The sequence below is a fragment of the Streptomyces sp. NPDC033165 genome (assembly GCF_055577965.1).
In genome coordinates this window covers 16,296-35,233 of the sequence record NZ_JBVIPK010000006.1, presented here as the reverse complement: position 1 = coordinate 35,233, position 18,938 = coordinate 16,296, and the positions used below count along the sequence as shown (strand labels likewise).

The window sequence follows — 18,938 nt, the reverse complement described above, 5'->3', positions numbered from 1 at the left end:
AAGCCAGCGTAGAGCAGGATGGGTATGACAAGCCAGGGTGCCGACGAGGCACGGAGATTCGCCAGGGTGACCCTCACTCCGTCACCCCGAGCAGCGTTGAGTAGGCGCTTACCAGCTGGTGTCCCGGCGCGTGATTGGGTTCGGCGTGTGAAGCGAACCGCTCAACCGTCCCGCGAAAACGACACTGCCCGGATTCCAGGACCACGACTTCGTCGAACGCCTTGTCGAGATCGCCGATGTCGTGGGTCGAAACGATCACGTCGACCGTCCCGCGAAGCGAGATCAGCAAGTCCAGGAACCGGCGTCGTTGGTGCGGGTCTAGCCCCACGGTCGGCTCGTCGAGGAGCAGAAGTTCAGCGTCGTGAACGAGTGCTTGGGCGATGGCGACCCGCTGCTGCTGTCCACCCGACAGTGTCTTGATCTTATTGTCAATCTTGTCGGTGAGCCCAACCCGCTCGAGTGTCGCTGGAGCGGCGAGCCAGGCGTCACGTTCCCCCATGCCCTTGAGCCAGCCGACATAAGCAACGTGCTCCCGACATGTCAGCCCGGGTAGAAAATTAGGGCGCTGGGGAAGCCAAGAAATGCGGCGCCGATAGTCCCGTAGATGCCTGCGATTGGCTGGATCGAGGCGGCCGTATCGGACATGTCCAGATTTGGGAAGCTCCACACCCGCACCAAGGGTGAGCAACGTGCTCTTACCCGCACCGTTCGGCCCAAGGAGGACGGTATGGCCAGGTGAGAAGTTGAGATCGAGGCCATGCAGCACAGGGCGTGAACGGCGCGTATATCGGAAGGTGCAGGACTGGTAGCTCAAAGGCATTCGGGGACCTCGTCGACAAAAGGGGAGTCCTTGAGCCGTCCCCCGCTGCGCGGGGGACGGCTCAAGGTGACGTGCGATCAGTATGAGACAGTGAGCGACCTGACTGACACCCGTATGCCGACTGCGCCCGAGTTCACGACGAAGTAGTAGTTACCGGAACCGTGGTCGGCCCAGTTGCCGGTAGAAGTGGAGGTCGTACTGTTGTAGCACTTCGTAAACGAGGCGTTCACATAGGACGGGTCCGGCCCCAAAGTGTCCTTACGGAGAAGGACGTTCACCACCTTGTAACTACCGGAACTGCACCCGGTGAACTTGATCGTGGTGGTACCGCCGGAGTCGGTCCAGCGACGAGACTCGAAGCCAGGGCCGGCGTTCTTCAGCGAGCTGCTCCAGCTTGCCGCTTGAGCGGGAGCGGTGATGACACTCAGCGCTGTGGCGGCACCCACGGCCACGGTGGCTATGCGGCGTCCATGCAGAGACTTCATGCTTTTTCCTTCACTTGATCAACACGAGCGACCCGCAATGTATGAACACGCTCAAGCGATGATCAACAGTTGCAATTGATTCAGCCATACTTTGTCTCGATGGCGCGAAGGTAAAGTTGCGGTTCGGGGGCTAATGTCCGCTTTGCGTGTCGTTAGGTGGGTGATCTCTGGCCACGATGGGTTCACGCAGATGTGATCGCCAGAACAGGTAACCGGCTGGGGCAGCACGCGGGCAGAGGTCGCGTGCTGCTCGGTGAGGGCCTCGAAATCCAGAGCCATCAGGTCGACGGCGGCGGCGTGCGTCTGAACTCATTCCTTGAGTTCAGAGCAGTGGCGCTGCAGATCTGCATGTCGTCGGCGTAGATCGTCTCATTCCTCGACCGCCCGCCATGTGCGCCTTGGTAGTGAGCCTTTTCCAACCTCAGCTTGAGGCGTGGTGAAGGGCAAGGACGGTCTTCACGATGTCGGTGATGCGATTGGTGTTGCAGCGGAGCTTCCGGAGCAGTCGCCAGCCCTTCAGGGTGGCCATGGCCTGCTCGCCGAGGCAACGAATCTTGGCCCGGCTGCTGTTGTGACGGCGCTTCCATCGCTTGAGACGGCGGCCCCGGAACGGGACCCGAACGGTCCCGCCGGCTCCTTGGCACGCCTTGATGCTCCTATAGAAGTCAACTCGGCGAAGAAGTGACGCCGTTGTGGGTGTGGGCGAGCGCGTGGTAGACCTCGCGGGCTATGAAGCGTTTGAGGCAACGGATGATGTCCTTCTTGGTGAGTCCCTGCTGGGTGCGGCGCGCAGTGTAGGCGCGAGTGCGGGGGCAGTACCGCATCCGCACCACCACGATCATGTGGAGGGCGCGGCTGGCCTGGCGGTCTCCGCCTCGGCTGAATCGATGTCGGTCGGTGCGTCCGGAGGAAGCCGGAACCGGAGCGGCGCCGCATAGAGCGGCGAACGCGGCTTCCGTGCGCAGGCGTTCGGGGTTGTCGCCGGCCGTGACCAAGAGCTGACTGGCGGTCTCTGTGCCCACGCCAAATAGTGCGACGAGCTCAGGACCAGCGGACGTGGTGAGCATTGTCAGGCGTTCGGTGGCCTCGTCGATATCCTCGGTGAGCATGCGGACGCGGCGTGCCAGTTGCCGCAGTGCGTAGCGGGCGGCCTCCGTGGGGCAGGTGAGGTCAGCTCCTGGCCGCAGCCGAAGGCAGCGGTTGACCAGGGTGGTGCTGGTGAGCCCTGTGAGCGACGCGCGCAGAGGTTCGGGAGCGGTTACTCGCAGGCCGATGAGTTGGTTGATCGCCTGGGTTCTGGCCTTGATCGCGGACGCGCGGGCCACACGCAGCTGGCGAAGGGCTTCCACTGTGCCGGTGTGGGACTTGGGGATGGCCGTGGCTCGTCCTGAGGCTGCCGCGCGGGCGGCGGCATAGGCGTCGATTGGGTCGGATTTGCCGCGGGTGTGTCGGGTGCCCCTGCCGGGGGCGTTGACCTCGACCACCGTCAGGTCGGCCGCGCTCAGCACCGTCGTCAGTCCGGCGCCGTAGGAGCCGGTGCACTCCACACCCACCGCTTGTACGTGGCCGAACGTGATGAGCCACATCAACAGGGCACGGTATCCCTGGGTGGTCGTTGGAATTCTCGGTCGGCGAGTGGACGTCCCAGCGGGTCCACGACGGCGGCATGGTGTGTGTCGGTGTGGGTGTCGACTCCGGCGAAGACTTCCTTATCGGGCTACTGGTTGATCATGTGGGAGCTGCTGCCTTCTCATCGTGCTGACAGGGCAACACGGGCCAGTTGAGGCAGGCGGACACGACAGTGACGGGTCTTCTCGCACAAGCACCTATGAAGTCACGATGCCCCTGGCCGGCCACGTGCGATCGCGTCACCGACAGACCGACAGACCGACAGACCGACGGATCAAGGCAAGGACACGAGACTCCGGTCAGTCAGCCCAAGGGACAGATCTGTCGGTGACGCCATGAACCATCATCACTGTCCGCCCAGCACTTCAGCTCTGCTGCGGTGAGCGCGTCGATGATCCCGTGTGTCCGTGCGGCGGTCAGGTCGTTGGACGGACCCGGGCAGGGCGGGGTACGTCCACAGCAGCCTGCCGAACGGATCGGTGAGGACCTGGACGTTCATGCCGTGGCGCTTGTGTTTCCCGGAGTAGTACGGGGTGTCGGCGGCGATCCAGTCGATCGGTAGGAGGGTGCCGTCCAGGATCACGAACGCCTTGGTCCGGATGGTCTTCATCGCCTCGGTCAGGGTCGGGGCGAGGGCGGCCAGGACGACGATGACCTCGCGTATGTAGCGATAGACCGTCGCGATGCCGATGCGGAACCCTGCGGCGAGCTGGGCATAGGTATCGCCGCACCGCAGGTGGGCCAAGGCCGACAGGGCCTGACGCCCGGCCGACAAGCACCGCCACCGCGTCCCGATCTCCCGGCGCCGGATGGCCAGTTGTCCGGTCAGGAACCGAAGGGTGCGGCTGGACAGATCAATCGAGGACGGATGGACAAGCACGCGAAGCTCCTGGCAGACACGGGTGATCTTGGTCCAGAACCCGTCTACCGGGAGCTTCGTCGTTGCGCAGGAGCGTCCAACTCTCGGCCACCACCACGAGGTTGGAGAAGGCTCACTGGAGACGTCGTAGAAGACGTTCAGTTCCGTTCCGGTCGGCTTTCCGGCATTCGTGATCCACTTGCTGACGGTGTCGGTCACGAGAGGCGCAAGGTCAACGTCGGACGCCAGCACTGCCGTGGTGGCGCCCCTCAGGGCTTCCTCAGGAACGGGTGAGTTGAGGATGTAGCGTGCCCGGTCAAGGCCTGGCTGGGGTACTTCTTGCCGAACGTACCTGAGCAGGCCCGGGCAACGGCGCGCTGCCGTGCCGGCTCCGCCTTCCTGCAGCCCATCTGACCAGCTCGGCCCTCGCCTGCGCCGCCGTCCCGGTGATGCTCGTAGCCGTCGGCTGCTCGTCGGACTCCGGCTCCGGCTCCGACAGCAAGAAGAACGAGGGCTCCTCGTCGTCCGGCTCCGCCGACACCAAGAAGCCCAGCCCGCCCGCGGTCGAACCGGCGAAGTTCTCCGACCTGCCCGACCCGTGCTCGTCGATCAAGAAGAAGACGATCGAGGACCTGGTGCCCGAGGCGAAGAAGAAGAACGGCACTGCGGGCCGCTCCAACGATCTCTCGATCCGCGGCAACTGCTCCTGGAACGGCCTGGACGACAAGGGCGTCAAGGGCTCGCAGTACCGCTGGCTGGACGTCGGCTTCACCCGCTTCGAATCGGACCAGTCACTGGGCAGCGGCGCCAAGCGCGCCACCGCCGAGTACGCCAAGCAGATCGCCAAGACGAAGGCCTCCGAGGGCGCCGAGAAGGTCGCCACCGAGCCCGCCAAGGGCATCGGCGAGGAGGCCAGCGTCATCACCTACGGCCTCAAGCAGACGGACGAGGACTTCGAGTACGCCACCGTCGTCGCCCGCACGGGCAACGTCGTCGTCACCCTGACGTACAACGGCGCTGGGTACGCGGGCGCCAAGACGCCCTCCAAGGCCGACATCGCCAAGGGCGCGCTGAAGGCGGCGAAGGAGGCCGTCGCCGCGGTCGACGCCACCGCCGAGGCCACGGCGACGCCCCCCGCGGAGGACAAGGCCGGGGACGACGCCAAGAGCGACGCGAAGGACGACTCCAAGGCCTCGCCCAAGGCGGGCTGAGCACCGACGACAGGAGGGTTCGGCCCTCCTCGCCCTCGGGCTGGCCGGCAACTGGGGCGGTCGCGCCTGCCGCTCTCGGCGCCCTGCTCACGACCCTGGTGACGTTCAGTCAGCTGATGATCCGGGACTCGGTCCACCAGGACACCCTCACGGAGGCCCACCGGGCGTTCATGGGCTGGTGTTACGTCCCGCTGCTGCTCTGGGACCCGCTGCTGACGGCGGTCACCGTCTCCTACCACCTCCGGCGCAGGCGGGAGGGGTAGCGGGACGGCCGCCGCCCCCTCCCCGCGCAACAAAGCTCGCACACATGTGCCAGGCTGTCCCCTCGCCGGGCATCGGATGCCCGGACGGGAAACAACACCGGACACAAAAAGCCGGGCACAGAGGTCGGGGAGGGGATCGCCGGTGGCCGCCATGCAGCTGACCCGCACGCACCGCATACTCATCGGGGTCGTCGTCGCCGGTGCGGTGGTCATCGCCGCGATCGGTTTCGCGGGTTCCTACGCCGCCGTGCGCGAGCTCGCGGAGGAGAAGGGCTTCGGGTCGTTCTCCCTGGTCTTCCCCATCGGCATCGACGCGGGCATCTGCGTCCTGCTCGCCCTGGACCTCCTGCTGACCTGGATGCGCATCCCGTTCCCGATGCTGCGCCAGACGGCATGGCTGCTGACGGCCGCGACGATCGCGTTCAACGGCGCCGCCTCCTGGCCCGACCCGCTGGGCACCGCGATGCACGCGGTGATCCCGGTCCTCTTCGTCGTCTCCGTCGAGGCCGCCCGGCACGCGGTCGGCCGGATCGCGGACATCACCGCCGACAAGCACATGGAGGGCGTACGCCTCACCCGCTGGCTGCTCTCCCCCATACCGACGTTCAAGCTGTGGCGGCGGATGAAGCTGTGGGAGCTGCGCAGCTACGAGCAGGTCATCAAGCTGGAACAGGACCGGCTGATCTACCAGGCCCGCCTCCAGGCCCGCTACGGCCGCAACTGGCGGCGCAAGGCCCCCATCGAGTCGATGATGCCGCTGCGCCTGGCGAAGTACGGCGTCCCCCTCGCCGAGACCGCCCCGGCCGGGCTCGCCGCCGCGGGCATCGAACCGGCCCTGCTGCCGCCGATGCCCGCCGGGGCCGACCGCCCGAAGACGGAGCTCGGCAAGCCGGAGCTGGGCAAGCCTGAGCTGAGCCAGGCGGAGCCGAGCCAGGCGGAGCTTCCGTACGAACCGCGCGAGGAGCCCGGGCAGGAGCGCGAGGAGCACGGGCCCCAGCAGGAGCAGACCCAGGAGCAGGCCCAGCAGCACCCCCAGCACTCCCACCAGCCGCAGCAGCCGCAGCCGCAGCCGCAGCCGCAACCCACATCACTCCAGAAGCAGGCGCCCCAGCAGGACCCGGCGGCCCTCCAGGTCCCGCCCACCCACGACAGCCCCTGGTTCGCCGCCCAGAAGCTGCCGGACAACGTCCACGAGAGCGCGTACAACCCGCAGTACGTCGAGGGCCTGGAGCCCGCCCCGGTCCAGATCCCCGCGGGCCCCGGCCGCACCCGGCCCCTCGGGGACGTGGGCACCATCGGCGCGGCCCCGCACCCCCGCCGCGAGGACCTCCCCCAGCCCCCGGCCGCCGGGACGCCCGAGGCGCCCGAGGCGCCCGAGGCCATCGGCCCCGAAGAGGCCCCGCAGCTGGAGGAGTGGTCCCAGGAGGACTCCGAGTACGCCGAGATGGCCTTCGAGGTGTTCACCGCGTACACGGACCAGGAGGGCCAGTACCCGAGCGTGGAGATCCTGGACATCCACCTCTCCGACACGCGCAACGTCCACCACCCCCGCTCGCGGGAGCTGCTCCTGCGCCTGATGCCCGAGTTCAAGCAGGCCTACGTCCCGGCGCAGTCGACCGCCGACCAGACCGCCTGATCAGACCGCCTGACCAGACCGTTTGACCAGACCGCCTGACCCGGCCGCCGCAGCCGAAAGGGCCGCCACCCGGAACCCCGGGCGGCGGCCCTTCACCGTACGTACGGCTATGCGCCCAGCAGCCTCCGCACCCGCTCCGCACCCACCGCGAGCAGCAGCGTGGGCAGCCGCGGCCCCGTGTCGCGGCTGACGAGCAGCCGGTAGAGCAGCACGAAGAAGGAACGCTGGGCGGCCTTCAGCTCGGGTGTCGGCTTGGCGTCCGGCTCAAGACCGGCCAGCACCTTCGGCACGCCGTAGACGAGCGTGGTGAGACCGTCCAGCGACCAGTGGGTGTCCAAGCCCTCCAGGAGGAGGCGCAGGGACTCTCGGCCCTGGTCGTCGAGCGAGCCCAGGAGCTCCTTGTCGGGCTCGTCGCGGACGATGGTGCGGGCCTCGGCCGGGACCTGGGTGGTGATCCAGTTCTCGGCGCGGTCGAGGCGCGGGCGCGCCTCGTCCAGCGAGGTCAGCGGGTTCTCCGGGTCCAGCTCGCTGAGGATGCGCAGCGTCTGGTCCTCGGCGCCGGCGGTGATGTCGGCGACCGAGGCGAGCGTCCGGTACGGCAGCGGGTGCGGGGTGCTGGGAAGCTCCCCGGCCGCCGTGCGGACGGCGCGGGAGTACGCGGCGGCGTCGGCGGGCAGCACCGTGCCGTCGGCGACCTTGCGGCCCAGCGAGTCCCACTCGTCGTACAGCCGCTGGATCTCCTGGTCGAAGGCGATCTTGAACGACTGGTTGGGCTTGCGGCGGGCGTAGAGCCAGCGCAGCAGCGGCGCCTCCATGATCTTCAGCGCGTCGGCCGGGGTGGGCACCCCGCCCTTGCTGGAGGACATCTTGGCCATGCCGGAGATGCCGACGAAGGCGTACATGGGCCCGATGGGCTGGACGCCGTCGAAGACCTCGCGGACGATCTGGCCGCCGACGACGAAGGAGGAGCCGGGCGAGGAGTGGTCGACGCCGCTGGGCTCGAAGATCACGCCCTCGTACGCCCAGCGCATCGGCCAGTCGACCTTCCAGACGAGCTTGCCGCGGTTGAACTCGCTGAGCCGGACCGTCTCGGCGAAGCCGCACGCCGAGCAGGTGTAGTTCAGCTCGGTGCTGTCGTCGTCGTAGGAGGTGACGACCGTGAGGTCCTTCTCGCAGTTGCCGCAGTACGGCTTGTACGGGAAGTAGCCCGCGCTGTTGCCGCTGCCGTCGTCCTCGTCGGCGGCGCCGGAGCCCTCGGCGGCCTCCAGCTCGGCCTCGTCGACCTTCTTCTGCTGCTGGGGCTTCTTGCCGCCCTTGGCCGCCGAACCGGCCGCCGCCGGGTCCTTCTTCGTCCGGTAGCGGTCCAGGACGGCGTCGATGTCGGCCCGGTGCTTCATCGCGTGCAGGATCTGCTCGCGATAGGCCCCGGCGGTGTACTGCTCCGTCTGGCTGATTCCGTCGTACTCGACGCCCAGCTCGTCCAGGGCGGCCGTCATGGCGGCCTTGAAGTGCTCGGCCCAGTTCGGGTACGCGGAGCCGGCCGGGGCGGGCACCGAGGTCAGCGGCTTGCCGATGTGCTCGGCCCAGGACGCGTCCACGCCCGGAACCCCGTTGGGGACCTTGCGGTAGCGGTCGTAGTCGTCCCAGGAGATCAGGTGGCGCACGGTGTACCCGCGGCGGCGGACCTCGTCGGCGACCAGGTGCGGGGTCATGACCTCGCGGAGGTTGCCGAGGTGGATCGGGCCCGAGGGGGACAGACCGGAGGCGACGACGACCGGTTTGCCAGGCGCACGACGCTCCGATTCGGCGATGACATCGTCCGCGAAGCGGGAGACCCAGTCGGTCTCGGTGCTGGTCTGACTCTCGGCCACGGTCGGCACGTCCTTCTCTCGTCTGTCGTTTCCCGATGGGGTACGGACCATTCTCCCAGCTACCCCCCGCAGCGCGAAAACGGCTTTACACCCCGTGGGATACTGGGGCGATCCCTTGTACCCCTACGGAAACGGCAGCCAGCCATGGCCTCGGTCCCTTCCCTCGCTTCCACGCTCCAGCAGCAGCTGGCGGACGCCCTGACGGCAGCTCTGCCGGATGCCGGCACCGCGGACCCGCTGCTGCGCCGAAGCGACCGGGCCGACTTCCAGGCCAACGGCATCCTGGCGCTCGCCAAGAAGCTCAAGGGCAACCCGCGCGAGCTGGCGGGCCAGGTCACGGCCGCCCTCCCTGCGGGTGGGCTGATCAAGGACATCGAGGTCTCCGGGCCCGGCTTCCTCAACATCACGCTCACCGACAAGGCCATCGTCGAGACGCTGGCCGCCAGGTCGGCGGACGACGGCGGCCGGCTCGGCGTGCCGCTGAGGGCTGAGGCCGGGACGACGGTCATCGACTACGCCCAGCCGAACGTCGCCAAGGAGATGCACGTCGGCCACCTGCGGTCGGCGGTCATCGGTGACGCGATGGTCAGGATCCTGGAGTTCACCGGCGAGGACGTCGTCCGGCGGCACCACATCGGCGACTGGGGCACCCAGTTCGGCATGCTGATCCAGTATCTGATCGAGCACCCGGGCGCCCTGAAGCACGAGGGCGGCGCGAGCGACGGCGAGGCGGCGATGTCGACGCTGAACCGGGTCTACAAGGAGTCGCGGGCCCTGTTCGACTCGGACGAGGAGTTCAAGGCGCGCTCCCGGGACCGGGTGGTGGCCCTCCAGGCCGGGGACCCGCAGACGCTGGAGCTGTGGCAGGGCTTCGTCGACGAGTCGAAGATCTACTTCCACTCGGTCTTCGACAAGCTCGACATGGAGATCCGTGACCCCGACATCGTCGGCGAGTCCGGCTACAACGACATGCTGGAGGAGACCTGCCGCATCCTGGAGGAGACGGGCGTCGCCGTCCGCTCCGAGGGTGCGCTGTGCGTGTTCTTCGACGACGTCAAGGGCCCGGACGGCAACAAGGTCCCGCTCATCGTGAAGAAGACGAACGGCGGCTACGGCTACGCGGCCACCGACCTCTCCGCGATCCGGAACCGGGTGCAGGACCTCAAGGCCGACACCCTGGTGTACGTGGTGGACGCCCGGCAGTCGCTCCACTTCAAGATGGTCTTCGAGACGGCCCGGCGGGCCGGCTGGCTGAACGAGGACGTGCGGGCCGTGCAGCTCGCCTTCGGCACGGTCCTCGGCAAGGACGGCAAGCCGTTCAAGACCCGTGAGGGCGAGACGGTCCGGCTGGAGGACCTCCTCGACGAGGCGGTCGGCCGGGCCACGGCGGTCGTCCGGGAGAAGGCCGAGAAGGTGGGCCTGACCGAGGACGAGATCGTGGAGAACGGCCGGTACGTCGGCATCGGGGCCGTGAAGTACGCGGACCTGTCCACCTCCGCCGTACGGGACTACAAGTTCGACCTGGACCAGATGGTGTCGCTGAACGGCGACACCTCGGTGTACCTCCAGTACGCGTACGCACGTATCCAGTCGATCCTGCGCAAGGCGGGCGACGCGGTGCCGGCCGCCCACCCGGAGCTGGCGCTGGCCCCGGCGGAGCGTTCGCTCGGCCTGCACCTGGACCAGTTCGGCGAGGTGCTGGGCGAGGTCGCGGCGGGCTACGAGCCGCACAAGCTGGCCGCGTACCTCTACCAGCTGGCGTCGCACCTGACCACGTTCTACGACCAGTGCCAGGTGCTCAGCCCGGACAACGCCCCCGAGGTCGTCGAGAACCGGCTCTTCCTGGTGGACCTCACCGCCCGGACCCTCCACCAGGGGATGGCGCTGCTCGGCATCCGGACGCCCGAGCGGCTCTGACCCCGCACCCGGCTGTACGTACGTCGGCCCCGGCACCCTCAACAGGTGCCGGGGCCGACGCGCGTACGACAGGCCGGGGCCCCCGCCCTAGGAGGCGGGCTCCCAGCCGACTTCCTCGTTGCCGTACACGTACTCCGGCCGCCCCTTCATCCCGCTGAGCCGGAACGGCTTCCCGTGGTCGTCGATCCGCAGCGTCCCTTCCTTCCCACCGCTGCTCCACTCCAGTTCCAGGTACCAGGTCACGTCGTAACCGACGGCCTTCATGTCGAGGTTGAAGACCTCCACGTCCTCGGACGACACCTTGTACGGGAAGTCCACGGCCGGGACCTCGATGTCCCCCTGCTTCCCCGGCACCGGCCGGAGGATGGGATGTCCGGCGTCGAGGTTGGACGCGAAAGTCCGGGGCGTGATCCCGCTGCCGCAGCCGTTGCCCATCAGATACGCCGACCAGGGCAGCGGAGCCCTGCGGGAGAGCACGCGGACGTGCATGCCCTTGAGTACGACCGCCTCGCGCGAGGTCCCCTGTACGGAGAGCTGGAGCAGCATGTTCCCGGCGTCGACCCCGCCGTACGACTCCGCCCAGCCGCGCCGGTCCTGCGGCGCGGGCGGCGGATCGAGCTCGTCGGGCCCCCGGTTCACCAGATAGTGCTGCCCGCACGGCTCGTCCCAGTTGTACGAGGAGATGCTGACGGTCGGCGGAGCCCCGAGGCCCGTACCGCCCTGCGACTGCCCTGGACCGGAGCCGCCCGAGGGCTTCGCCGTTGGCGGGCCCGGGGACGCTACGGAGCCGCCCGGCGAGGAGGCCGAAGAAGCGGACGGGCTCGGGCTTCCGGAGGCCAGGGGCGTACCCGAAGCGGAACCGTCCGGCACCGGTGCGGGGCCCCCGCCCGCGCCCTCCACCCGGTCTGCGGCGCTCCTGCCGCCTTCCTTCCCCGACCCGACGAGATCGGCGGCGACGACGGTGCCGGGCACGAGGAGCGCGGCGACCCCGGCGGCGGCGATGAGCACCCGCGTACGCCGGGAGAGCCGGGACCACCGGGAAGCCGGGGCCGGGCGATCGGCACCGCCGCCATCCGCCGTGACGGACGGCTCCGACGTGACGGACGGCTCCGACGTGACGGACGGCTCCGACGGCTCTGACGACTCGGACGGCTCGCGCGCCTCAACCGCCTGGGCAGCGTCGTCGGCCTCGGGCACGACAGCAGGCGCGGCGACAACCGCGGCCGCACCCGCCCTCGGCCCCGGCTTCGGAGCCGCCGCCCCCGTCGGCCGCCGCCGGGCCGCGTCCGCCACGATCCACCGCCGGTGCACCTCCACCAGCTCGTCGCCGGACGCCCCGCACAGCCGCGCGAACCGCTCGATCGACGCGTACTCGTTCGGCACGGCGTCACCGTTGCAGTACCGGTGGAGGGTCGACGTACTGACGTGCAGTCTGCCGGCGAGAACCCCGTAGCTGCGCCCCGAACGGTCCTTCAGATCCTTGAGCAGAGCCGCGAACTCCACGGCCTCCGGCGTCGCCACGACGGCGTTCCCCTTCCTCGTGCGTCCCGGAACGGCGTCCCAGGGACGCGGAATTCCCGCAGGTCACCGTACGCGTAGACGTTCCAGCATCCCCAATGGTTCGCCGGGCGTTGCGGCCGGAACCAGCCGCCCCGCAAGCTCGGACCAGACCACAACAGCACCGCAGATCAACCGAGTACGGGGAGTACCGACGCCATGCGCACCAACCGCATCCGCACCACCGCCCTCGCCGCCACCGCCCTCGCGGCCGCTCTCTCGCTCACCGCCTGCGGCGGCGAGGACAAGGCCTTGGGGACCAAGGCGGCCGCCCCGGCCGAGACGGCGGCCCCCACGGCAACGAGCACCGACGACAAGGCACAGCCCGACGCCCCGAAGGCCGGCACGCCCGACACGCAGACGGTCCCCGCCGGGGGGAAGCTCGCGGGCGGCAACGGCGACAGCGACGGCAAGAAGCCGGAGACCGCGCCGAACGCGAAGGCCGCGGCCTCGATCCCGGCCTGCACGCCCAAGAACTCCACGATCAAGGTCTCCTCGGTGAGCCGCCCGATCAACCACCTGCTGCTCACGGTGACCAACACCGGCTCCAAGGACTGCGCCGCGTACTACGCGCCGTTCCTCCGCTTCGACGACGCGCAGGCGGTCTACCCGATCCTCGACGACAGCAAGCCGCAGGCCGTCGTCGTGCTCTCTCCGGGCGAGAAGGCGTACGCGGGCATCGGCCTGCTCGGCGAGCCCGGCGAGAACGAGCCGGTCAAGAGCGACAACCTCGGCGTGATCATGGTCGACAAGAACAACGAGTCCAAGGGCGAGGCCACGCTGAAGCTCCCGGCGGAGACCTACACGGACAGCCTGGGCTTCGTCACCTACTGGCAGTCGGACGTCGAGACCGCGCTGATGTTCTGAGCCGACGGAGCAGCACAGGCCAGCGCCTGACGTGCCGTAACCGTGCGCGACCCGTACACATTTGTTGTACGGGTCGCGCGTGCGTGAAGTGGGTTCCGGGGTGGGAGTGGGACCGTATGCACCCCAGAAAGCGACAGCGTAAGAACGCGTCGACGATGAAGCTCGTGGGCAAGCTCCTGGCCCGGTTCCGCACCGAGGCGGGCATGACGCAGGTCGAACTCGCCCATGCCTCGGGCGTACAGGAGGACACGATCGCCTCCATCGAGCAGGGCAGACGCTCGCTCGTGCCGGATCTGGCGGAGACGATCGACGATCTGCTGGACACCAAGGGCGCGCTGTCGACGGCGGTCGACAACATGCCGGAATACGACCTGATTCCGCTGTGGGCCGAGCACTACCTCAACATGGAACACGAGGCGCTGGCGCTCTCCTGGTACGACAACCAGGTCATCCCGGGCCTGCTCCAGACGAAGGCCTACGCGGAGGCGGTGTTCAGCAACAAGATCCCGGTCTACAGCCCGGAGGAGATCGAGACGCAGACGGCGACGCGACTGCAACGCCAGCAGATCCTGGAGCGGAAGAAGCCGCCGACGATCAGCATGGTGATCTGGGAACCGGTCCTGATGATGAAGCTGACGTCGGACGAGGAGCACCGGGAGCAGTTGCGCCACCTCTACGCGATGGCTCAACTCCCGGGCATCTGCATCCAGGTGCTGCCACTAGACAGCAGGTCCCACGCGGGCCTCAACGGCCCCTTCACCCTCCTGGAAACACAGGACCACCAGCACGCCGCCTACTCCGAGACCCAGCGCGGCAGCCACCTGATCTCCGACCGGAACGAGATCAGCATCCTCGCCCAGAAATATGCGATGCTGCGAGCCTAGGCGCTCACCCCCCTTGAGACCCTGCGCCTGCTGGCCCGTTTACTGGGAGAGACATGAGCACCGCACTGAACTGGTTCAAGTCGAGCTACAGCGGCGACGAAGGCGGCGCGTGCCTCGAAGTCGCCTACGACTGGCGGAAGTCGAGCTACAGCGGCGACGAAGGCGGGCAGTGCGTCGAGATCGCCGCGCACCCCGCCGCCGTCCACGTCCGTGACTCCAAGGACATCGAGGGCCCGACCTTCACTGTCGCGCCCACGGCCTGGTCGGCGTTCGCCGCCTACGCGGCCACCGCCTGACCCCTCATCGCCGTAGGCCTCACACCCGGACCGTCTCGTAACGGAGCAGTACGACTCCGTTCCCGAAGGTCCGGGTCTCCAGCAGCCGGAGCATCTGCCGCTCCTCCGTGTCCCGGAAGAAGGGGCGGCCCCGGCCGAGGATGACGGGGTGGATGTAGACCCGGTACTCGTCGACCAGATCGGCCTGCCGGAACGACTCCAGCAGATCCGCCCCGCCGACCACCAGATCCCCCGAGGCGGCGTCCCGCAGTGAGCGCACCTGCTCGGGGTCGACCTCGTGCAGCAGGGTCGCGTTCGGCCCCACGCTCTCCAGCGTCCGCGAGAAGACGAACTTCGGCATGTCCCGCCAGATGCCCGCGAACTCGGCCATCGGCCCCTCGTTGGCGGGGTCCTGATCGGCGGTCGGCCAGAACTCCTCCATCAGCTGGTAGGTGACGCGCCCTTCGGCGAAGCCGCCCATCGTCCGGAGGTAGTCGTTGAAGTGCTGGTGCACCTCCTCGTCGACGGTGTGCCAGTCGATGTCCTGGTCGGGCCCTTCGAAGAAGCCGTCGAGGGAGAGCGAGACGGACGTGACGATCCTGTTCACCGGTGGCTCCTGCCGGATCGGCCCGGCCAACAGGGGCCGGGCGGCGCGCAACGGGCGCCACGACGATACGCCCGGGGAGCGACGACCGCCGTCAGCCGCGCCCACCCCGCTACCGGTCCTTGCGCCCGTCCGCCGGCCCCTCCACCCGCCCGTCCCGCCGTACGGTCTCCGCCAGCGACGCGAGGATCGGCTCCGCGGCGGCCCAGAGCAGCGCGCCGCCGATCCCCGGCACGACCGTGCGCTGCGCGCCGGGGATACGGGAGACGAGGCTGCGGCCGAGGTCGGGCGAGTGGGCGGCGTCCTCCTCGCCGTACCAGACGTCGACCGGGACGGTGATCGCGCCGAGGTCGATGGGCCACCGACCCATCGCGAGCACGGTGTCCCGGGCGTATCCGGCCGCCGCGCCCTGCGAGAACGCCTCGTCGAGGGCGCGGCCGTAGGCGGCGGCGAAGCCGGGGTCCTCGTACACGGTGAGATCGCACGCCGGGCTCCCGGCCAGGACCATCCGCCGCATCGCGTCCGCGTCGAGCCCGGCGAACACCTTCTCGGCGCCGACCGGATCGTCCGCCACCCCCGCGACCAGGTCCCGAAGCTCGTCGGGCAGCGCTGCGGCGAACTCCGGTGCCGCAACCTCGTCGGCGGCCGAGACGAGCGTGAGCGCGGAGACGGCGCCCGCCGCCGCACAGGCGAGGGCGAAGGGCGCGCCCTGGGAGTTCCCGAGCATGGCCGGACGCGGGCCGAGCCCGCACAGCTCGGCCAGCTCCCGTACGTCGTCCACGAAGTCGGCGAAGGTCCGGTCGGGCGCGGGCGTGGACACCCCGAGCCCGGGGCGGTCCATCGATACCAGCCGGACGCCCTCCGTCTCGACGGCCCCGGCCCCGATCCCGAGCCACCGGCTGGTCGCGGCTCCGGGAGAGAGCAGGACGGGCAGCCCGTCCTCCGGGCCCCACTCGGCCCAGCCGAGAAGCCTCCCGTCGGAGAGGCGCGTGGTTCCGAGGCGGGCAGGATCATCGACGTACAAACTCATGCCGGACATCATTATCCAGCCAGCACCTCCCTGCACCGGCTTTAGCGCTCCGGGCCCGTCGGGACGGTCAGGATGCCCCACGGGGTGCTACTGCTGATGTCCACGACCCGCAGGCCACGTCGCCGTACCTCGGTGTCGCCGCCCCGAGCGTTGTCAGTGCCGCCGCCTACGCTCACCACCATGGCAACGCTCCCGAACCCCCTGCCCTCCCTGGCCACTTCCGGCCTGCTCCTCCCGCCCGGCTCCCTGGTGGACGCCACGCTGGACGGCCCCTGGCACGAGCCGCTGCTCTGGTACGCGGACGGCCCGGCGGCCCCGCGCGACTGGTCGGACCTGCGGGCGGCCGGGCGGCGGCTCGGGCTGCTGCCGGTGCTCGTCACTGGTGGCCGCCGAGACCAGTGGCCCGAGGAGTGGGACCTCTGCCCGGACGGCACGTCGTATCCCGGCGACCACGACGCCGACGAGGTCCTGGCGGGCTACTGGACGGAGTACGCGGACGACGGGATGGACGAAGGCACGGCGGCCGGGGAGGGCGAGGAGCAGTCCGAGGGACCCGGCTCCTGGCCCGGCCTCGCGGGCGTCCCCGCCCGGGAGGCGGCCGAGGACGCGGACACGGCGGCCGCGGGCCTCGCGGGCGTGATCGCCGCCGACGCGGACGAGTGGCTCGGCGGGGCCCGGATGGCCCTCGTCCCGGCCCGCCGCAGCGCCGACATACCGGCGGCGATCGGCTGGTCGGGACCGATGAACCACGAGAACGACGTGGCCCGGCTCTGCGCGGTGCTCCGCTCCTGGGAGGACCGGTACGACGCCCGGGTCGTGGTGCTCGGCTTCGACACGATGATCGTCTCCGTGGGCCGCCCGCCCACCACGGTCGGGGAGGCCCGCGCGCTGGCCGCCGAGCATTACGCGTTCTGTCCGGACAACATCGACCAGTGCCCGCCGCACGACCTCGACGTGTACGCCGAGAAGGCCGTGCTCAACCAGAACGCGTGGTCGTTCTGGTGGGATTGAGCCACGCCTGGCTGGAGGGGCGCGCCCACCGGCCGACCGCGAGCTGAGTCCTCGTACTCATGCGGGCACCCGGCCCCCGAGGTTGACTCGGACGTATGAGCGACGAAATTCCCGGCAGCACCCCGGAGACCGCCCCGGAGACCGCCCCCGAGCACGCCCCCGCCCCCCGCGCCTGGGTCGCCCCGCTGATCTCCACGGTCGTGACCCTGCCGCTGGGGCTGGTCGCCCTGTTCTTCGGCGGGCTCACGCCGATGGCATGCGACTCCTGCAACGGGGCCGCGGCCGACGGCTTCCACGCGAGCTTCACCGTCGCGTGGACCGTCCTCTGGATCGGCCTGCTGATCGCCCTCATCGTGCTGATCGCAAGCTGGGCCGTCCCGCACCAGGTCCGCTACGCGGCCCGGCGGGCGGGCCTGGCGCTCGCCGCACCCGCCACCGTCGTGGTCACTTTCGTAGCATTCATGGCACTGGTCGACTGGCCCTGACAGAAAGTGTCCACCCCCATGAACGACACGCACTCCCCGACCACGGCAGCGACGGCAGCCGCCGAAGCCGCTGAGCGCCTGATAGCCGAGTTCCGCGCCCTGCCCGCCGACAGCGACCGCAAGCGCGAGATCATCACCGAACTGGACGCCAACGCCCAGGCGTTGCCCTTCCTCGTCTCGGTCGTCGCGGACCCCGCCGAGTACGACCTCGCCCGGGTCGAGAGCGCCACCGTCCTGCGCGTCTGGCCCCCGGCCGACCCGGCCCTGCGCCGCGAAGCGGGCCGCGCCCTGCTCACCGCGCTGCGCGACCCGGCCGAGGACCTGGTCCGCCAGTACGCGGCGATGTCGCTGGCCCCCTACACGGCCGACCCGGTCGTCGCCACGGTCCTGGACACCACCGCGCGGGCCGACGAGGACCCCCTCGTGCGGGACAGCGCCCGCTTCTCGATCAAGGAGGCCCACCGGCTCCAGGAGACCGGAGCCGGCAGCAGCCCCTGAGGAGAACTCAGGGCCTCAGCCCCGGTCCGCGCCCCGCCCCAGCCACCCGGCGGCCTCGGTCGCCCAGTAGGTGAGGATCATCTGCGCCCCGGCCCGCCGGATACCGGTCAGGCTCTCCAGGATCGCCTTGTCCCGGTCGATCCAGCCCTTCTCGGCCGCGGCCTCGATCATCGCGTACTCACCGCTGATCTGGTACGCCGCGACCGGCACGTCCACGGCCCCGGCGACCTTGGCGAGGATGTCCAGATACGGTCCGGCGGGCTTCACCATGACCATGTCGGCGCCCTCCTCCAGGTCGAGCGCCAGCTCCCGCAGGGACTCCCGGGCGTTCGCCGGGTCCTGCTGGTAGGTCTTGCGGTCGCCGGTCAGCGAGGAGCCGACGGCCTCGCGGAAGGGGCCGTAGAAGGCGGAGCTGTACTTCGCGGTGTAGGCGAGGATCGACACGTCCTCGTACCCGGTCTGGTCCAGGGCGTCCCGGATCACACCGACCTGACCGTCCATCATCCCGCTCGGGCCCACCACATGGGCCCCGGCGTCCGCCTGCACCTGGGCCATCTCCGCGTACCGCTCCAGGGTCGCGTCGTTGTCCACGCGCCCGTCGGCCGCCAGCACCCCGCAGTGGCCGTGGTCGGTGTACTCGTCCAGGCACAGGTCCGACATGACGACGAGATCGTCCCCGACCTCCTCGCGCACCGCCCGCAGCCCGAGCTGGAGGATGCCGTCGGGGTCGGTGCCCGCCGTGCCCCGGGCGTCCTTCTTCGCGTCCTCCGGGACCCCGAAGAGCATGATCCCTGAAACCCCGGCCGACACCGCCTCGACGGCCGCCTTCCGCAGGGTGTCCAGGGTGTGCTGGTGCACGCCGGGCATGGCCGAGATGGCGACCGGGGCGTCGATGCCCTCCCGTACGAACGCGGGGAGGATCAGGTTCGCGGGGTCGAGCCGTGTCTCGGCGACCATCCGCCGCATCGCCGGGGTCGTCCGCAGCCGCCGAGGGCGGGAGCCGGGGAAGTTTCCGTACGCAGTCATCCTCCGACGA

17 protein-coding genes and 3 pseudogenes are annotated in these 18,938 nt (G+C 69.5%); 10 read left to right on the top strand and 10 right to left on the bottom strand.

Features of this window, described 5'->3' with window-relative positions:
• Positions 1–73: 73 nt before the first annotated feature.
• The 5 genes and pseudogenes from ACZ5WC_RS16100 to ACZ5WC_RS16080 all read right to left on the bottom strand — a co-directional run.
• On the bottom strand, positions 74–820 hold the full coding sequence (locus ACZ5WC_RS16100) for an ABC transporter ATP-binding protein (protein WP_468541375.1): 747 nt from the start codon (positions 818–820) through the stop codon (positions 74–76).
• Positions 821–897: 77 nt separating this feature from the next.
• Positions 898–1,305, bottom strand: coding sequence for a hypothetical protein (locus ACZ5WC_RS16095; RefSeq protein ID WP_468541374.1), 408 nt, complete (start codon positions 1,303–1,305; stop codon positions 898–900).
• A 421-nt stretch (positions 1,306–1,726) separates the two neighbouring features.
• Positions 1,727–1,954: pseudogene (locus tag ACZ5WC_RS16090) on the bottom strand (transposase family protein); the annotation flags it as partial.
• A gap of 16 nt (positions 1,955–1,970) precedes the next feature.
• Positions 1,971–3,037, bottom strand: a pseudogene (locus ACZ5WC_RS16085) (IS110 family RNA-guided transposase).
• Positions 3,038–3,285: 248 nt separating this feature from the next.
• Positions 3,286–3,814, bottom strand: a pseudogene (locus tag ACZ5WC_RS16080) (transposase family protein); the annotation flags it as partial.
• Positions 3,815–4,242: 428 nt separating this feature from the next.
• Here ACZ5WC_RS16080 and ACZ5WC_RS16075 point away from each other — a divergent pair.
• From ACZ5WC_RS16075 to ACZ5WC_RS16065, 3 genes are all read left to right on the top strand, one after another.
• Positions 4,243–5,004, top strand: a complete 762-nt coding sequence (locus tag ACZ5WC_RS16075; RefSeq protein WP_468541373.1) for a DUF3558 domain-containing protein — start codon at positions 4,243–4,245, stop codon at positions 5,002–5,004.
• Between the two features lie 98 nt (positions 5,005–5,102).
• Positions 5,103–5,267, top strand: coding sequence for a hypothetical protein (locus ACZ5WC_RS16070; protein ID WP_468541372.1), 165 nt, complete (start codon positions 5,103–5,105; stop codon positions 5,265–5,267).
• A 142-nt stretch (positions 5,268–5,409) separates the two neighbouring features.
• Positions 5,410–6,903 (top strand): DUF2637 domain-containing protein, encoded by a 1,494-nt coding sequence (locus ACZ5WC_RS16065; RefSeq protein WP_468541371.1) that lies wholly within the window; start codon positions 5,410–5,412, stop codon positions 6,901–6,903.
• 107 nt (positions 6,904–7,010) lie between these two features.
• On the opposite strand, the gene lysS is transcribed toward ACZ5WC_RS16065, so the two are convergent.
• Positions 7,011–8,783, bottom strand: coding sequence for a lysine--tRNA ligase (gene lysS / locus ACZ5WC_RS16060; RefSeq protein WP_468541370.1), 1,773 nt, complete (start codon positions 8,781–8,783; stop codon positions 7,011–7,013).
• 135 nt (positions 8,784–8,918) lie between these two features.
• Here lysS and argS point away from each other — a divergent pair, with 135 nt between their 5' ends.
• On the top strand, positions 8,919–10,691 hold the full coding sequence (gene argS, locus ACZ5WC_RS16055; protein WP_468541369.1) for an arginine--tRNA ligase: 1,773 nt from the start codon (positions 8,919–8,921) through the stop codon (positions 10,689–10,691).
• 87 nt (positions 10,692–10,778) lie between these two features.
• Here argS and ACZ5WC_RS16050 read toward each other — a convergent pair whose 3' ends face one another.
• Entirely contained in the window at positions 10,779–12,212 is a 1,434-nt protein-coding gene (locus ACZ5WC_RS16050; RefSeq protein WP_468541368.1) for a helix-turn-helix domain-containing protein, read from the bottom strand.
• Between the two features lie 195 nt (positions 12,213–12,407).
• On the opposite strand from ACZ5WC_RS16050, the gene ACZ5WC_RS16045 reads away from it, so the two are divergent.
• From ACZ5WC_RS16045 to ACZ5WC_RS16035, 3 genes are all read left to right on the top strand, one after another.
• Positions 12,408–13,115 carry a DUF4232 domain-containing protein gene (locus ACZ5WC_RS16045; RefSeq protein ID WP_468541367.1) on the top strand — a complete coding sequence of 236 codons (708 nt, stop codon included), beginning with the start codon at positions 12,408–12,410 and terminating at the stop codon, positions 13,113–13,115.
• Positions 13,116–13,270: 155 nt separating this feature from the next.
• Complete coding sequence (locus tag ACZ5WC_RS16040; protein WP_468541677.1) at positions 13,271–13,999, top strand: helix-turn-helix domain-containing protein; 729 nt, start codon at positions 13,271–13,273, stop codon at positions 13,997–13,999.
• A gap of 53 nt (positions 14,000–14,052) precedes the next feature.
• Positions 14,053–14,295 carry a DUF397 domain-containing protein gene (locus tag ACZ5WC_RS16035; RefSeq protein WP_468541366.1) on the top strand — a complete coding sequence of 81 codons (243 nt, stop codon included), beginning with the start codon at positions 14,053–14,055 and terminating at the stop codon, positions 14,293–14,295.
• A gap of 19 nt (positions 14,296–14,314) precedes the next feature.
• Here the strand turns inward: ACZ5WC_RS16035 and ACZ5WC_RS16030 are convergent, their stop codons facing one another.
• Both ACZ5WC_RS16030 and ACZ5WC_RS16025 read right to left on the bottom strand, forming a co-directional pair.
• Positions 14,315–14,881, bottom strand: a complete 567-nt coding sequence (locus tag ACZ5WC_RS16030; RefSeq protein WP_468541365.1) for a dihydrofolate reductase family protein — start codon at positions 14,879–14,881, stop codon at positions 14,315–14,317.
• Positions 14,882–14,990: 109 nt separating this feature from the next.
• Entirely contained in the window at positions 14,991–15,908 is a 918-nt protein-coding gene (locus ACZ5WC_RS16025) for an alpha/beta fold hydrolase (RefSeq protein ID WP_468541364.1), read from the bottom strand.
• 180 nt (positions 15,909–16,088) lie between these two features.
• Here ACZ5WC_RS16025 and ACZ5WC_RS16020 point away from each other — a divergent pair, with 180 nt between their 5' ends.
• The 3 genes from ACZ5WC_RS16020 (at position 16,089) to ACZ5WC_RS16010 (ending at position 17,902) form a co-directional block, all read left to right on the top strand.
• Positions 16,089–16,919 carry a DUF4253 domain-containing protein gene (locus ACZ5WC_RS16020; RefSeq protein ID WP_468541363.1) on the top strand — a complete coding sequence of 277 codons (831 nt, stop codon included), beginning with the start codon at positions 16,089–16,091 and terminating at the stop codon, positions 16,917–16,919.
• A 95-nt stretch (positions 16,920–17,014) separates the two neighbouring features.
• Positions 17,015–17,404 (top strand): hypothetical protein, encoded by a 390-nt coding sequence (locus ACZ5WC_RS16015; RefSeq protein WP_468541362.1) that lies wholly within the window; start codon positions 17,015–17,017, stop codon positions 17,402–17,404.
• Positions 17,405–17,422: 18 nt separating this feature from the next.
• Positions 17,423–17,902 carry a hypothetical protein gene (locus ACZ5WC_RS16010; RefSeq protein WP_468541361.1) on the top strand — a complete coding sequence of 160 codons (480 nt, stop codon included), beginning with the start codon at positions 17,423–17,425 and terminating at the stop codon, positions 17,900–17,902.
• A gap of 15 nt (positions 17,903–17,917) precedes the next feature.
• On the opposite strand, the gene hemB is transcribed toward ACZ5WC_RS16010, so the two are convergent.
• Positions 17,918–18,928 (bottom strand): porphobilinogen synthase, encoded by a 1,011-nt coding sequence (hemB, locus tag ACZ5WC_RS16005; RefSeq protein ID WP_468541360.1) that lies wholly within the window; start codon positions 18,926–18,928, stop codon positions 17,918–17,920.
• Between the last annotated feature and the right edge of the window lie 10 nt (positions 18,929–18,938).